Genomic DNA, 14,634 nt, shown 5'->3' with positions numbered 1-14,634 from the left:
GCTCCGCCCTGACAGGATCAGGACGAGTCTCGACGCGCCGGACGTCGCTGCAAACGGAAGGCTTCCGCGTTCAGATGGTGTGTTCCCGCACCGTGAACGAGCGACCGCGTCGGCAGGTCTCCTGGCTTGCGGGTCAATGCGATGCGCCGCCTTCCCAGATCTGACGATCCAGTGGCTGTTGACGCCTCGCTCGCCGCTCACAGTTGCGGGTACAGCCCCGGACCAGACGCTCGCGCGTCGCACCGGTGTTCCCTCTTCGCTCCCTCGCGGGAGAACCGTCGCGTATGTCGGTGTGTAATCGGGGGACGCGCCCCCGGTCAAGCGCGCCTAGCCCTGCTCTTCCGGCAGACGCACGATCAGGCCGTCGAGATCCGCCGTGACCTTGATCTGGCAGGACAGCCGCGAGGTGTCCTGAACGTCGCTGGCGAAGTCGAGCATGGATTCTTCCATGGAGGAGCGCTCGCCCGTCTTGTCCGCCCAGGCCGGGTCCACATAGACATGGCAGGTCGCACACGCGCATGCGCCGCCGCAATCGGCGTCGATGCCCGGCACCATGTTGCGGATGGCGCCTTCCATCACGGTCAGGCCGTCCTGCACGTCCACTTCATGGGCGGAGCCGTCATGCTCGATATAGGTGATCTTGGCCATGTCAGTCGTCTTCTCACAAATTCTGGTGCAGGCGCTGAACCCGCGTTCGGGCGCTATTTAGGACAGGAAGTCGCGCATCGCCACTCCGGGATCCCGCAAACGGTCGGGATCCGGCGTCGCGCCCTGGGCGATCATCCTTTGGGCGGCCATGTATTCGGGACCGGAATTGACCGCCTCGCACGCCACGATCCGCCCCTGCTTGAGGTGGAACAGCGCGAACTTGCCCTCTTCTGGATCGCCGCGGCGGACCATCTCGTCCGCGCCCTCGATCAGGCCGGTGATCTGCAATTTCATCTCGTACTGGTCCGACCAGAACCAGGGCACCGGATCGTAATCGACCTCAAGGCCGCAAATGGCCTGCGCCGCCGCCTTGCCCTGGTCGATGGCGTTCTGCACGGACTCAAGCCGGATCGAGCGGTCATAGCGCTTGGAATGAAAGCGCGCGACATCGCCAATGGCGTAGATGCGTTCGTCCTCGGTGCGCGCGGTTTCATCCACCAGCACGCCATCCTTGCACGCAAGCCCCGCGGCGCTCGCCAGATGATCATTCACGGTCAGACCGGCGGCGACCAGCACGGTGTCCGCCTCGACGATCTCGCCATCGGCAAGCTCAACGCCGGTCACCTGTCCGCTCTCGCCGACAATGGCCTTCACCGGCGCATTGACCCGCAGATCGACGCCATAGCCGCGATGAATCGCGCCGAACCAGCCGCCCAGGAGCGGGCTCGCCGTGCGGCACATGGGGCGCTCGGCGGCTTCGAGCACCGTCACCATCATGCCGCGCTTGCGCGCGGACGCCGCGACTTCAAGGCCGATATAGCCTGCGCCAATGATGGCGATGGATTTCGCGCCATGAAAGGACGCGGACAGGTCTTCGGTCTCTGACAGGGTGCGCAGCACGTGAACGCCAGGCAGGTCCGCGCCGGGCAGTGGCAGGCGGCGCGCCTCCCCGCCCGTGGCGAGGATCAGACGGTCATAAGCGATGCGTTCGCCCGTGTCGGTGATGACATTGGCGGCGCTGCGGTCAATTGCGGTCACCCGCACGCCGGTGCGCAGGTCTACATCCGCCTTCTCATACCATTCCGCAGGCTTGAGCCAGAGCCGGTCCACCGGCAACTCTCCCGCCAGATAGGCTTTCGACAGGGGCGGTCGCTGGTAGGGCGCCGCCGTCTCGCCGGCCAGAATGATGATCGGCGCATCGTATTTGCGCTTGCGCAGCTCGGCGGCTGCGGACAAGGCGGCCTGGCCGCCCCCGATGATGACCGTTCCGGACACTGCGATCCGCGCTCCCTGTTGTCTCGTTCTTATGTTCGCATGGCGCCGCGCCCGTGGATGCAAGTCAAGCGCCCGGCTGCGCAAGCGCGAGCGCTGCGAAGTCTTGCCGCCCCGCGCGAGCCGTCCTATCAGCCTTGTATGACCGAGCTTGTTCTCTCCCTGCCCGACCCTGCCGCCAACGCCGCTCTCGGCGCACGACTGGCGCGTGAACTGAAGGTTGGAGATGCGGTCCTGCTGGAAGGCGGGCTGGGCGCAGGCAAGACCACTCTGGCGCGCGGCGTGATAGAAGCGCTGACCGGGATCGCTGACGCGCCAAGCCCCACCTACACCCTTGTGCAGCATTACGAGACTAAGGACGGCCTCGTCCTGCTGCATGCGGATCTTTATCGTCTGGAAGATCCTGAAGAGCTGGACGAGCTGGGGGTGGACGAGGCGCTTGATCATGGCGCTGCCCTGATCGAATGGCCCGACCGCATGGGCGGCTGGCGCCCCGCCGACCGGCTCGAGATCACGCTCGAAGACACCGAGGCTGGCGGACGCACCGCCCGCCTACACGCCTTTGGAAGCTGGGAGACGCGTCTTGGCGGACTTGCAGACTGATCCGCGCGCCCTTGCGCGCACCCAATTCATCAAGACCGCCGGCTGGGGCGAGGCGAAGGTCGAGCCCTTCCCCGGCGACGCCTCGACGCGCGCCTATTTCCGTCTGAGCCGCGGTCATGACAGCGCCATCCTGATGGACGCGCCGGGCGCCAGCGAAGCGCCCGCCTGCCCGGTCGACGCCAGCGAAGAGGAACGCACGGCGCTCGGCTATAACGCCGTGGCGCGCCTGGCCGGCAACAACACAACGGCGTTCACCGCGCTTGCCGGCGCCCTGACGGCGCGCGGCTTTTCCGCCCCGCGCATTTTTGAAGCCGATCTCGATCAGGGTTTTCTGATCATTGAGGACCTCACCGACGCCCTGTTCGCGCGGCTGATCCCTGCGGTCGCCCATGAAGGCGCGCTCTACGCCACCGCTGTCGAGACGCTGGGCGCGATTTACCGGTCCTCGTTCGAGCGACAGCCCACCGCCTTCGGCAAGAGCTGGACGGTTCAGGACTATGATGCGCTGGCGCTGCATGCCGAGACCGCGCTGTTCACCGACTGGTACGCGCCCTGGCGCGGCAAGACCCTGTCAGAGGCGGACAAGTCCGACTGGCGCAATGCCTGGAGCCAGGTGCTGCCGCATCTCGAGGCCCACGCACCGGGCCTCGTGCTGCGCGACTTCCATGCCGAGAACCTGATCTGGCTGCCCCAGCGCGAACACGAGGCCAAGGTTGGACTTCTGGACTTTCAGGACGCGCTCTTCGGCCACCCGGCGTATGATCTGATCTCATTGATCGAGGATGCGCGCCGCGATGTGGCGAGCGATCTGGCCAAGCCGCTGACCGACCGCTTCTTCAATGCGGCCGGATTGTCGGACCGCGAGGCCTTTGACGCCGCCGCCGCCGTGCTGGCCGCCCAGCGCAACGCCAAGATCCTGGGGATTTTCGTCCGCCTCGCCCAGCGCGACGGCAAGCCGAAATATCTCGATCTTCTGCCGCGTGTGGAGCGCCATTTCATCCGCGATCTGGCCCATCCCGCGCTCGCCCCGGTCAAGGCCGCCGTGATGGCGCTGACCCCGTCCCTGTTTGAAGAGGCCTGAGCATGATGCAAGCGCCCAAACGCGCCATGGTGATGGCGGCGGGTCTTGGCACCCGCATGCGCCCGCTCACCAATGATCGTTGCAAGGCGCTGGTGGAGCTGGGCGGCAAGAGCCTGATCGACTGGATGCTCGACCGCCTCGCTGAAGCGGGCGTCGAGGAGGCGGTGGTCAATGTCCACCATTTCGCTGACCGGCTGGAAAGCCATCTGAGCCAGCGTGCGGCGCCAACCCTCACCATTTCCGATGAGCGCGACGAACTGCTCGAAACCGGCGGCGGCCTCGCCAAGGCGGCGCCGCTTCTGGGCGATGACCCGATCTTTGTCGCCAATATCGATTCCGTCTGGCGTGAAGACGGGACCGAGAGCGAATTGCGCAAGCTCGCCCGCGCCTTTGACCCCGATCGCATGGACGCCCTGCTGCTGATCACGCCCACAGCGAACACTCTGGGCTTTGACGGGCCGGGTGATTTCTTTTTGCATGAGGACGGGCGGCTGGAGCGGCGTGGCGAACGCGCCACTGCGCCCTATGCCTATACCGGCGTCCAGATCCTGAATCCGCGCGTCCTGGAAGGGCTGCCGGTCGAGCCCTTCTCCACCAATCTCATCTGGAACACGGCGCTGGAAGCGGGACGCCTTCATGGCTGCGTCATGGACGCCTTCTGGATGCATGTGGGCGATCCTGAAGCGCGTGAAGCGGCGGAGAATCGGCTACGCTCCTTTTCATGAGCGCTGATCGTCTGTTTTCGTCTCCCTCGCCCCGGGTCTTCACCCTGCCCCCCGCTGCGCCGTTCCTGACCGAACTGGCGCGCGGCCTCACCGAGGCGTTTCCCGATCCCGAGGCGTTGAGCCGGGTCACCGTGCTGATCCCCACCCGCCGCGCCGGACGCGAGCTGGCCGAAGCCTTCACCCGCCTGTCGCCGGGCGCGGCGCTGTTGCCGATGATCCGCCCCATTGGCGATGTGGATGCGGACGAGCCGCCATTTGAACCCGGCGAACTGGCGGAGATTGCCCCTGAAGCCGTCTCCCCCGCGCGTCGCCGGTTCGAGCTGGCGAGCCTGATCCTTCAGAAGGAAAAGGCGGTGGGCCGCTCCATGGGCGCGGGCGGCGCGCTGGCATTGGCTGATGATCTGGCGCGACTGCTCGATGACCTCGCCACCGAGGATGTGGACGATCTGGGCGCGCTGACCGAAGAGATCCGCGCCAACCTGCCCGCCCACATGCAGGAAGCGGCGATGTTTCTCGACATCGTGCTCGTCGCCTGGCCTGAACGCCTCAAGGAGATGCAGCGGGTGGATCCCGCCCGGCGGCGCTCGCTGCTTCTCAAGGCGCTGGCCAAACGCTGGCGGGACAATCCGCCGGCTGATCCCGTGATCGCGGCAGGCTCCACCGGCTCCATCCCCGCCGCCGCCGCGCTGCTGAGCGCGGTCGCAAACCTGCCGCAAGGCTGCATCGTGCTGCCCGGTTTTGCGCGCGACATGGACGAAGAGGGCTGGGCCGCCATTGATGACGGCCACCCCCAACGCGCCATGAAGACCCTGATCGAGAGCCTTGGGATCGAGCGCCATGACGTCCGGTTCTGGCCAGGCGCCGAAGAGGGCCGCCAGGATGCGCCGCGCGCCCGCGTCATCGCCGAAGCCCTGCGCCCCGCCGAAGCCACCGCGGACTGGCTGCGCCGGGTGGAGGACCTGAAAGAAGCCTGGGGCGAGGACGTGTTCGAAACGGCCCTTGAAGGCCTCAGCGTCATCGATGCGCCCGCCCCCGCCGAGGAAGCCCGCGCCATCGCCCTGATGCTGCGCGAGACATTGGAGACGCCGGGCGCGCGCGGCATTCTCGTCACGCCCGACCGGAACCTGTCGCGCCGGGTCATCACCGAAATGGCGCGGTTCGGCGTCACGGTGGACGATTCCGCCGGTCAGCCCCTGTCTGACACGCCGTCGGGCGCTTTCCTGATCCGCGTCTTGCAAGCGGCGCTGGATCCGGGTTCGGCGCTGGCCTTCTCGGCGCTTGCGACCTCGCCGCTCTTTTCGCTCGGTGAGGAACGCGCGCCCCTGCGCGGCGTGCTCGGCACGATGGAGCGCCGCGCCCTGCGCGGCCGTCGCCCCGGCCATGACTGGGATGCCCTGTACGAGCACGTCCGTGACGCCGCGGGCGATGATGAAGACCGGCGCCGACGCTGGGGCGGGATCATCGAGGCCATGGCGACAGCCCTCTCGCCGCTGAGCGCGCTTGAAGGCGATCAGCCCTTGGCGGTCTGGACCCGCGCCCTGGTGGAAAGCGCCGAGGCGCTGGCCCGCAATGACGAGATGGCGGGCGCGGACCGGCTCTGGGCGACGGACGCCGGCGAGAACGCCGCCCAGCTGATGCGCGAGTTCATGGAAGAGGCCGACGCCCTGCCGCCGGTCAGCCTGCACGACTTCACCCGCGCCGTTCTGGAAACCGCCCGGTCCCGGCTGATCCGCCCTCGTTATGGCGCGCACCCCAGGCTTCAGATACTGGGCCCGCTGGAAGCCCGTCTCGCCGAAGCCGACCGGGTGATTCTGGCGGGTCTCAACGAAGGCGTCTGGCCGGCGCCCCCCAAATCCGACCCCTTCCTCAGCCGGGGCATGCGGATCGCGGCGGGTCTGTCGGCGCCCGAGGAACGCTTCGGCCTCGCCGCCCATGACTTCGCCCAGCTTGCCTGCGCCCGCGATGTGACGCTGACCCGCTCCGCGAAAGTGGATGGCGCCCCCACCGTGGCCTCGCGCTGGCTGTGGCGCCTGCAGACTCTGGCGCGTGGGGCGTTGGGAGAGCGCGCGCAAGCAGCGCTGGCCCCGGCGCAGGATTATCTCGGCTTCGCAAATGCGCTCGATGAGACGGCGGAGCAGACAATGATCCGTCCGCCTGAACCCGCCCCGCCGGTGGAGGCGCGGCCGCGCAAGCTGAGCGTCACCCAGATCGAGACCTGGATCCGCGATCCCTATTCGATCTTCGCGCGCAAGATCCTCAAGCTCGACAAGCTCGACCCGCTGGACCGGCCGGCGGGAGCGCCCGAACGCGGCACGGCCTATCACGCGGCGCTGGAACGCTGGGTGCGCAGCCTCGGAGACACCGAGATCCTGCCGCGGGATGCGTTGCAGCGCCTCCTGGCGCATGGTCAGACAGCCTTGTCCGAGGCCGGGTTCAGCGAGAACGCGCTCGGCGTCGAGATGAAGCGCTTTGAGCGGGTCGCGCAATTCATGGTCGCTTTCGAGGAAGCCCGTCGCGAGGACGGCTTCACGCCGGCCGCCCTTGAAGCCCTGGGCGATATCAGCTTCGACGCGCCGGGCGGATTGTTCACCCTGACGGGACGGGCGGACCGGATCGATCTGCGCCCCTCGGGCGCCCTCGACATTCTCGATTACAAGACCGGCATGCCGCCATCCGCCAAGGAGGTGGCCGCCGGATTCGCCCCGCAATTGCCGCTGGAGGCGGCGATGGCCGCGCGCGGCGCCTTCGAACATGCGCCGAGCCATGAGCCGGGCGATCTGATGTATGTCCGCCTGTCGGGCGGACGCGTGCCGGGAGAGCCCAGATCCATGGTGCGCAATCCCGATGGGGATGACGCCGGCATGCTGGCCGAACAGGCGCTGGAACGCCTGATGAAATGGGTCGCGGCCTTTGACGATCCGCAACGCACCTATCCCAGCCAGCCGCGCGTGAAGTTCACCAACAAATGGGGCGATTACGACCATCTGGCCCGCCGCAAGGAATGGGCGAGCGCGCCCGGCGATGACGCGGGCGAGGGAGGCGCATCATGAGCCAGCCCGGATTTGATCCCGCCATCGTCGTCGGCGCCAGCGAAGCGCAGGCGACCGCCGCCGATCCGTCCGCGAGCGTGTTTGTTGAAGCCAATGCCGGATCTGGCAAGACCCGCGTTCTGGTTGATCGGGTGGCGCGCCTGCTGTTGGCGGGCGCGAGGCCCGACCGCATTCTGTGCGTGACCTTCACCAAGGCGGCGGCGGGTGAAATGCAGGCGCGCCTGTTCAGAAAGCTGGGCGACTGGTCGACCCTGCCCGATGACGCGCTGACCAAGGAACTCGACGCGCTGGTGACCGAGGGCCAGCGCCCGCCTCTGGATGAAGCACGGCGGCTATTCGCCCGCGCGCTGGAAACCCCGGGCGGCCTGAAGATCCAGACCCTGCACGCCTTTTGCGAAAGCCTTTTGCGTCGCTTCCCGCTTGAAGCGGGCCTGCCGCCAGGCTTTGAGGTGCAGGATGACGCCTCCGGACTGGCGCTACAGACCGAGGCGCTTGAGGCTCTCTCCGGACAGGCCCATCGCGACCCGGAAGGCGAGATCGCCCAGGCCATCGCCGCTTTGATAGACGGGTCGGGCGCGGATGCGCTGGCGCGCCTCTCCGCCTTCGTGATGAGCAAGCGTCATGAGCTGATGGCGGCGCGCACCCAGGCGGGGTCGCTGGATGCGCTGCTGGATCAGGCGAGCGAACTTCTGGGCGTCGACCCGGATCTCGACGTGGATCAGGTGCTGGCCGAGGCGTGGGGCGATACGGATGTGGGGGCGCTCGAAGCCGCCCTGAGCGCGCTTCAGACCGGCGGCACGAAAACCGATCAGGCGAGCGCGGAAGCGCTTCTTGAGATCCTTGACGTCGCCGAAGAGGATTCCGCGGAAGCCTTTGACTATTATATCGACTTTCTCACGACCAAGACTGGCGCGCTGAAGAAGCCCAAATCCATCTACTCCAAGAAGACCGGCGACAGCTATCGCATTCTCGTCACCCTGTTTGGTGATGAAGGCGCGGAGATCCATCGCGTCGGCGATGAGGTGCTGCCCAAGCTAGCCGCCGCCACCGCCAACCGGATGACCCGCGCGGCGCTGCGCATTGCGGACGCCCTGCTCAACGACTATCAGGCGCGGCTGAACCGGCTGCGCCGGGTGGATTTCTCCGACCTTGTGGAACGCGCCCGCGCCCTGCTGACCGATTCAGAAGCGCGCGGCTGGGCGCTCTACAAGCTCGACCAGGGCCTTGATCATGTACTGGTCGATGAAGCCCAGGACACCGCGCCCGAACAATGGGCGGTCATCAATGCGCTGACCGAGGAATTCTTCGCAGGCGATGGCGCCTATGAAACCAGCCATCCTGACGCGCTGAGGCGCACCGTGTTCTGCGTCGGGGACGAGAAGCAGTCGATCTATTCCTTCCAGAACGCCGATCCGCGCGAATTCCTGGCCCAGCGTCAACGACTTCAGACCGAGGCGAAACTCGCACGCCTGCGCTTTGAGAGCCCGCCCCTCAATGTCTCCTTCCGCTCGAGCCCGGAAGTGCTGGCGGCTGTGGACGCCTGCTTCGCCGCCGAAGCCGCCGTTCTGAACACGGAGCGCAAGGATCTGGTCGAGGGGCTTGAGACCAAGCTTCTTATGAGCGACCCCGAGACGCAACAGACGCGCGATCCGCTGGCCTTCCACCGCTATGACGGCCATGTGGCCGCAAGGGTGAATGCGCCAGGCTGCGTGGAGATCTGGCCCGCCGTGCCCAAGCCCGAGGGCGGGCAGGAGGACGAGCTGGACCTGCGTCCGGTGGACGCCGAGCGCAAGGATTCCGCCCGCAACCAGCTCGCCGAAGCGGTCGCCAGCGAGATCGCCGACATCATCACGCGCGGCGATGGCGTCTGGGAGGAAGGCAAGCCCTGGCGGCTGCGTCCCGCCCATGCGGGCGACATTCTGGTGCTGGTGCGTCGTCGCGGCGGCCTGTTTGAAGAGATCATCCGCCGTCTCAAGCTCAAGAATGTGCCGGTGGCGGGCGCGGACCGGATGACCTTGCCCGACCAGCTGGTGGTCGAAGATCTCCTGTCCCTGGCGCGCTTCGCGCTACTGCCCGAAGACGATCTGTCTCTGGCCGAAGTGCTCAAAAGTCCATTCTTCCATCCGGTCAGGGCTGTCACGCCCCCCATTGATGATGACGCTCTGTTTGACCTCAGCCGGCAGCCGGGCGCGCGCCTGTGGGACAAGCTGCGCCGCTCGGACGATCCGCGCTTCCGCGACGCCAGGGCCGCGCTTGAAACCGCCCGCGCGCGTGTGGAGACCGATGCGCCCTACGCCTTCTTCGCGCGCTTCCTGACCGAGACGAGCCCGACCGGAGAGAGCCGACTGGCGCGGCTTTATGCGCGCCTTGGCGAAGAGGCCCGCGACCCGGCGGAAGAATTTCTCAATCGCGCCCTCGCCCACGAGGTGGAAGGCGCGCCGTCTTTGTCGCGCTTTGTGGCGGCGATGCAGGCGGATGCGGTGCAGATCAAGCGTGAGATGGAAGCGGGGCGCGGCGAGGTGCGGGTAATGACCGTGCACGGCGCGAAGGGCCTTGAAGCGCCCATCGTCTTCCTGCCCGACACCACCCAATTGCCCAGGGACCGTTCGGGCGGTCTGTTCGCCCATGAAGAGGCGGGGCTTTTATGGTCGCCGGACATGAAGATGCCGCCGCCGCTTCTGGCCTCGATCGCAGAGCGCAAGGAGCTCGATGCGGACGGGGAGTATCAGCGCCTTCTCTATGTGGCGATGACCCGAGCCCGTGATCGCCTGATCGTGTGCGGGCACACCCATGGGGTGGCGGGCAAGGTGGATGCGGGCAGCTGGCATGACCGTTGTCAGCACAGCTGGACCGGCGCGGACTGGCGGCCTGTGAAGACCGCGCTCGAAGGCGTTGCCGCTGAAAATGGCTGGGAGGCCGCGCCGGGTCTGCGCTATGGCGCGGACCCCAAGCCGCTCAAGGCGAGCGCCGCGCCCGAAGCAGCCCCTGTGACCCTGCCCGGCTGGGCGATTCAGCCGCCGCCCGCCGACCCGGCGCCGGTGCGCTCGGTCGCGCCGTCAAAACTCCTGGGCGAAGAGGAGAGCGGGTTTGAACCGGCCTCCCTGTCGCCGCTGGCCAAGGGCGGGCAATCGCGCTTCCGCCGCGGCGAGCTGATCCACAAGCTGCTGCAGACCCTGCCCGATATCGAGGAGAGCCGCCGCGAGGCCTCCGCCCTGCGCTACCTTGAGAACCAGACCGATCTTGACGACGCCCAGAGGCGGGAGATCGCGTCCGAAACCCTGCGCGTGATTTCCGATCCGACTTTCGCGGCCCTGTTCCAGCCCGGCTCCCGCGCCGAGGCTGCGGTGGCGGGCCAGGCAGCAGGTCTGCCCGGCGGCATGGTCATCAACGGTCAGATCGACCGGCTGGTCGTGACCGATCACGAAGTCCTGATCGTGGATTACAAGACTAACCGTCCGCCGCCCCAAAAGGTCGAGGACGTGCCGCGCGCCTACCTCGCGCAAATGGCCGCGTATCGCGCGCTCCTGCAGGGGCTTCACCCCGAAAAACCGGTGCGCTGCGCCCTACTTTGGACAGTTGCGCCGCGTCTGATGGAACTCCCTCCGGAGCGGATGGATGCGGTCCTCAATCACGCCCGGCGCCCAGCGGATGCTTGACCGATGCGCTGGAGCTTCCTAGGTGATCGGTCAACTCAAGACCCGCAGCCGTGCTGATTCCGGGCGGTTGCGTGTTGTTTATTGGTAAGGAGCAAGGCTCATGGCGACCCAGGCGGTTACCGACGATACTTTTGAAAATGACGTGCTGAAGGCTGACGGCCCGGTGCTGGTGGACTTCTGGGCGGAATGGTGCGGCCCCTGCAAGCAGATCGGTCCGGCGCTCGAAGAGATCGCCAGCGAAAAGGCCGGCAAGCTGACCATCGCCAAGGTCAATATCGACGAGAACCCGATGGCCCCCAGCAAGTATGGCGTGCGCGGCATCCCGACCCTTCTGATCTTCAAGAATGGCGAGGAAGTCAGCCGCAAGGTCGGCGCCATGGCCAAGTCCAAGATCGAGGAATGGATCAACGAAGCCGTCTAGGCTCCGATCTTTTCTGAAAATCAGAAAACCCCGGAAGCGCGGCTTCCGGGGTTTTTCTTTTGCAAAAAAGGACCTGGGTCAGGCCTTCGCCATCTCGTCCGCAAGGGCTTGCGCCGCGGCGAAGGGGTCATCGGCCTGGCTGATCGGGCGGCCCACCACCAGATGCGTGGCGCCAGCCTTCAGCGCGGCTTCGGGCGTCGCCACGCGCTTCTGATCGCCCAGTTCTGCGCCAGCCGGGCGTACGCCCGGCGTCACGATCAGGAAATCATCGGGAACGCGCGCCCGGATGGCTTCGGCTTCCTGCGGCGAGGCGACCACGCCGTCCACGCCGCAATCGAGCGCCTGGTCGACGCGCCGCATCACCAGATCGCGCGCGCCATAGGCATAGCCCATCTGGGTCAGCATGGCGTCGTCATAGGCGGTCAGCACGGTGACGCCGAGAATCTTGAGATCAGAGCCTTGCCGGCCTTCCACAGCCGCGCGCATTACCGGCGGTTCGGCATGCACGGTCAGAAGATCCGCCCCCGCCTGGGTGATCGAGCGGGTCGCCTTCTCCACCGTGGCCGGGATGTCGTGGAGCTTGAAGTCGAGGAAGACGTCATGGCCGCGCGCCTTGAGAGAGCGCGCCAGATCCATGCCGCCAATGGGCAGAAGCTGGAGGCCGATCTTGTAGTGCGCGCAGGCCTCTCCAAGCGTCTCCACCAGCGCTTCGGCGTCATTGGTGGTGGGCAGGTCGAGGGCGGTGATCAGGCGGCGGTCGGTCATGGTCATCCCCCAGGTCAAAGACGGTCGCAGCGGCCTAGACCGCTGCGCGCGCACGATCAAGCGTCAGGATGCGGCGTTGGCCCGGGCCTGCGCGACCATCCGCTTTTCCTGCATGCGCATGATGGCCTGGCCCACCGGATCGGGCAGGACGCGCGACATGGCGACGAGGAATTTGTACCACGCCCCCGGCACACGCAGCGGCACGCCGCGCTCGACCGCGTCATAGCCGGACACCGCCACATCCTCGGCGGTCAGCATCCAGAACGACGGCAGGTTGGAAACAGTGTTGCGCGCGCCGTTCACATCATGAAACTCCGACCAGGTATAGCCCGGGGCCACGGCGGTGACGTGGACATTACGATCCTTGAGCTCGAGCCCCAAAGCTTCGGACACCTTGATCAGCAGGCTTTTCGCGCCGGGATAGAGCGTGCCCGAATAGCGGGTATGGGCGTTGGCGGCGGGCAGAAGGGCGGAGACCGAGGCGATATTGATGATGCGGCCATAGCCGCGCTCGGCCATGGGTTTGGCGACCAGGTGCATCAGCTTGAGATAGCTGGTGACCATCAATTCCATGAACTGGGCCTGATCCTCCCAGCTCAGGTCTACGAAGGCGCCCGGACGCCCCACGCCGGCATTGTTGACGAGGCCGTCAATGATGCGCCCCTGGTCATGGATCGTCTTGACGATGGTCTCCGGCGCATCAGGCTCTGACAGGTCCGCTGCAATCACAAGGCTGTCCACGCCGAACTGAGCCTTCAGCTCCTCGGCCAGGTCCTTGAGCCGGTCCTCGCGCCGGGCGACCAGCGCCAGATCCCAGCCCCGGCGCGCGAATTCGCGCGCATAGGCCGCGCCAATGCCGGAGGATGCGCCAGTTACAAGAGCGAGACGACGGGCCATGTGATCTCCAATCCTTTGATCTCTCACGAGGTGCAAAAGGTGACCGCATCGCCCGGCTCTGTCCAGAACTAGTGCGCTCGCTGTCCCGGTCTGATCAGTCCGTGCACGCCTGATCGATCAGGACGCGGGTTTCCTCCGCCAGCATGGCTCGGGCCGTGGGCGACAGGGCATGGCCCGCCGCGCCGTATTCCTGAGGCGAGCCGGTTTCGCTGTCTTCAAAGATATGATCCACGCCCGGGACGATCACGGTGCGGGTGGGTTTGTCGCCACGCGCCTCCAGCAGGGCCGCCTGGGCGTTTTCGGGCAAGACCTGAAGATCGCGCTCGCCAAAGAGCCCAAGCACAGGCCCCTCAAAGGCGGCGGCCGCAGCCGCCGGATCGCCGTCAAACATCGCCACGGCATAGGGCTGGCCCCACATGGCCGCTTGCTGACGGGCGAAGCTTTCGGGCAGACCGCCTTCAATCAGCGCCGCCTCGATCGCCGCCGGCGCCTCGCCCGGCGCGGCATTGGCGATCGCTTCGAACACGGCTCTTTGACGCACGCGATTGGCCTCGACCGCCGCATCGCCCTGCCCGGACGCCCGGATCAGCGCTTCGGACTGATCATAGAGCAGCGTTTCCATATCCTGATGCTGCCCCGCGAGCGAGATCACGAAGTCTGCATCGGACTCGTTCGCCGCCAGCAGCGCCAGATACCCGCCTTCGGAATGACCGAGATACCCCACGCAGGACAGCCCGGTCTGCGCCTTGAGCACGTCGAGCGCCCGCACCGCGTCATCGGCAAGCTCGGCGGGCGCAAGCGGCGCCTGCGCATCAGACCCGCCCACGCCGCGATCATCATAGCGCAGGCTCGCCATGCCCGCTTCAGCCAGCGCATCGGCGATGGCGGCATAGACCGGATGCCCGGCGATATTGCCATCCCGGTCCTGCGGGCCTGATCCGCTGATCAGCACCAGGCCTGCACGGGGCGCCTCCGGCATACTGATCACGCCTTCCAGATGACCCTCCGCCAGGGCGATCTCGACCACCTCGCCTTCGCCATGGACGTCAGCCGCCGAGGCTTCGTCCTGACCATCAGCGGGACGCTCGAACACCAGAGGCGCACTCAGCCCGCCCTGATTGAAGGTCCCGGTGATCACCCCGTCTTCCAGCACGCCATCATATTGAAGCGCCATTCCGGGTGTTGAGAAGTGCACATGCGTCCCGTCAAACCGGACGATGTCCATGGGCACGCGCGCCCCGCCCTGATCCACCGAGATCATCGTGATCGCAGGCGCCGCGCCGGACAGGTCGATATCCAGCTCGAGATTCAGCGTGCGCACCCCGGCGTCGAGCACCCCGGCCCAGTCGCCTTCAAAGCCCGGATCGGCGGGCAAGGCCTCCTCGTCCTGTGCGGCGTCAGACGCTTCAGGCGTCGGCGCCGCGGGCGCTTGCGCATCACAGGCCGCAAGCATCAGGGCGAAGGGGAGAAGGGCGAGGCTGACGGCTTTCATGGCGGATCTCCATCTCTGGCTGAC

11 protein-coding genes and 1 riboswitch are annotated in these 14,634 nt (G+C 66.7%); of the genes, 6 read left to right on the top strand and 5 right to left on the bottom strand.

Annotated elements, in window-relative coordinates:
* Positions 1-93 precede the first annotated feature (93 nt).
* A riboswitch (cobalamin riboswitch) is annotated at positions 94-295 on the bottom strand.
* Between the two features lie 32 nt (positions 296-327).
* Both OA2633_RS11540 and OA2633_RS11535 read right to left on the bottom strand, forming a co-directional pair.
* Complete coding sequence (locus OA2633_RS11540; protein ID WP_009802734.1) at positions 328-648, bottom strand: 2Fe-2S iron-sulfur cluster-binding protein; 321 nt, start codon at positions 646-648, stop codon at positions 328-330.
* A 57-nt stretch (positions 649-705) separates the two neighbouring features.
* Positions 706-1,923, bottom strand: coding sequence for an NAD(P)/FAD-dependent oxidoreductase (locus OA2633_RS11535; RefSeq protein ID WP_009802733.1), 1,218 nt, complete (start codon positions 1,921-1,923; stop codon positions 706-708).
* A gap of 138 nt (positions 1,924-2,061) precedes the next feature.
* Between OA2633_RS11535 and tsaE the strand changes: the two genes are divergently transcribed.
* From tsaE to trxA, 6 genes are all read left to right on the top strand, one after another.
* Positions 2,062-2,523, top strand: a complete 462-nt coding sequence (tsaE, locus tag OA2633_RS11530) for a tRNA (adenosine(37)-N6)-threonylcarbamoyltransferase complex ATPase subunit type 1 TsaE (RefSeq protein WP_009802732.1) — start codon at positions 2,062-2,064, stop codon at positions 2,521-2,523.
* A complete protein-coding gene (locus OA2633_RS11525) occupies positions 2,504-3,604 on the top strand; it encodes an aminoglycoside phosphotransferase family protein (protein WP_009802731.1) in 1,101 nt (366 codons plus the stop codon). The genes tsaE and OA2633_RS11525 overlap by 20 nt, the downstream gene beginning before the upstream one ends.
* A gap of 2 nt (positions 3,605-3,606) precedes the next feature.
* Positions 3,607-4,329 (top strand): nucleotidyltransferase family protein, encoded by a 723-nt coding sequence (locus OA2633_RS11520; protein ID WP_009802730.1) that lies wholly within the window; start codon positions 3,607-3,609, stop codon positions 4,327-4,329.
* A complete protein-coding gene (gene addB / locus OA2633_RS11515) occupies positions 4,326-7,379 on the top strand; it encodes a double-strand break repair protein AddB (protein WP_009802729.1) in 3,054 nt (1,017 codons plus the stop codon). The genes OA2633_RS11520 and addB overlap by 4 nt, the downstream gene beginning before the upstream one ends.
* Positions 7,376-11,035: a double-strand break repair helicase AddA gene (gene addA, locus OA2633_RS11510; RefSeq protein ID WP_009802728.1), complete on the top strand. Its 3,660-nt coding sequence runs from the start codon at positions 7,376-7,378 to the stop codon at positions 11,033-11,035. The genes addB and addA overlap by 4 nt, the downstream gene beginning before the upstream one ends.
* Positions 11,036-11,135: 100 nt before the next feature.
* Complete coding sequence (gene trxA, locus OA2633_RS11505; RefSeq protein WP_009802727.1) at positions 11,136-11,456, top strand: thioredoxin TrxA; 321 nt, start codon at positions 11,136-11,138, stop codon at positions 11,454-11,456.
* Positions 11,457-11,534: 78 nt separating this feature from the next.
* Here trxA and pyrF read toward each other — a convergent pair whose 3' ends face one another.
* From pyrF to OA2633_RS11490, 3 genes are all read right to left on the bottom strand, one after another.
* Entirely contained in the window at positions 11,535-12,221 is a 687-nt protein-coding gene (gene pyrF / locus OA2633_RS11500) for an orotidine-5'-phosphate decarboxylase (RefSeq protein ID WP_009802726.1), read from the bottom strand.
* Positions 12,222-12,284: 63 nt separating this feature from the next.
* The gene (locus tag OA2633_RS11495; RefSeq protein WP_009802725.1) at positions 12,285-13,118 is read right to left on the bottom strand and encodes an SDR family oxidoreductase; all 834 of its coding nucleotides are present in this window, start codon (positions 13,116-13,118) and stop codon (positions 12,285-12,287) included.
* 94 nt (positions 13,119-13,212) lie between these two features.
* The gene (locus OA2633_RS11490; RefSeq protein ID WP_009802724.1) at positions 13,213-14,610 is read right to left on the bottom strand and encodes a S9 family peptidase; all 1,398 of its coding nucleotides are present in this window, start codon (positions 14,608-14,610) and stop codon (positions 13,213-13,215) included.
* Between the last annotated feature and the right edge of the window lie 24 nt (positions 14,611-14,634).

This window comes from Oceanicaulis sp. HTCC2633 (assembly GCF_000152745.1).
GTDB lineage: Bacteria > Pseudomonadota > Alphaproteobacteria > Caulobacterales > Maricaulaceae > Oceanicaulis.
Note: the sequence above shows the minus strand (reverse complement) of the source record. Positions and strands in the feature narration are given on the sequence as shown.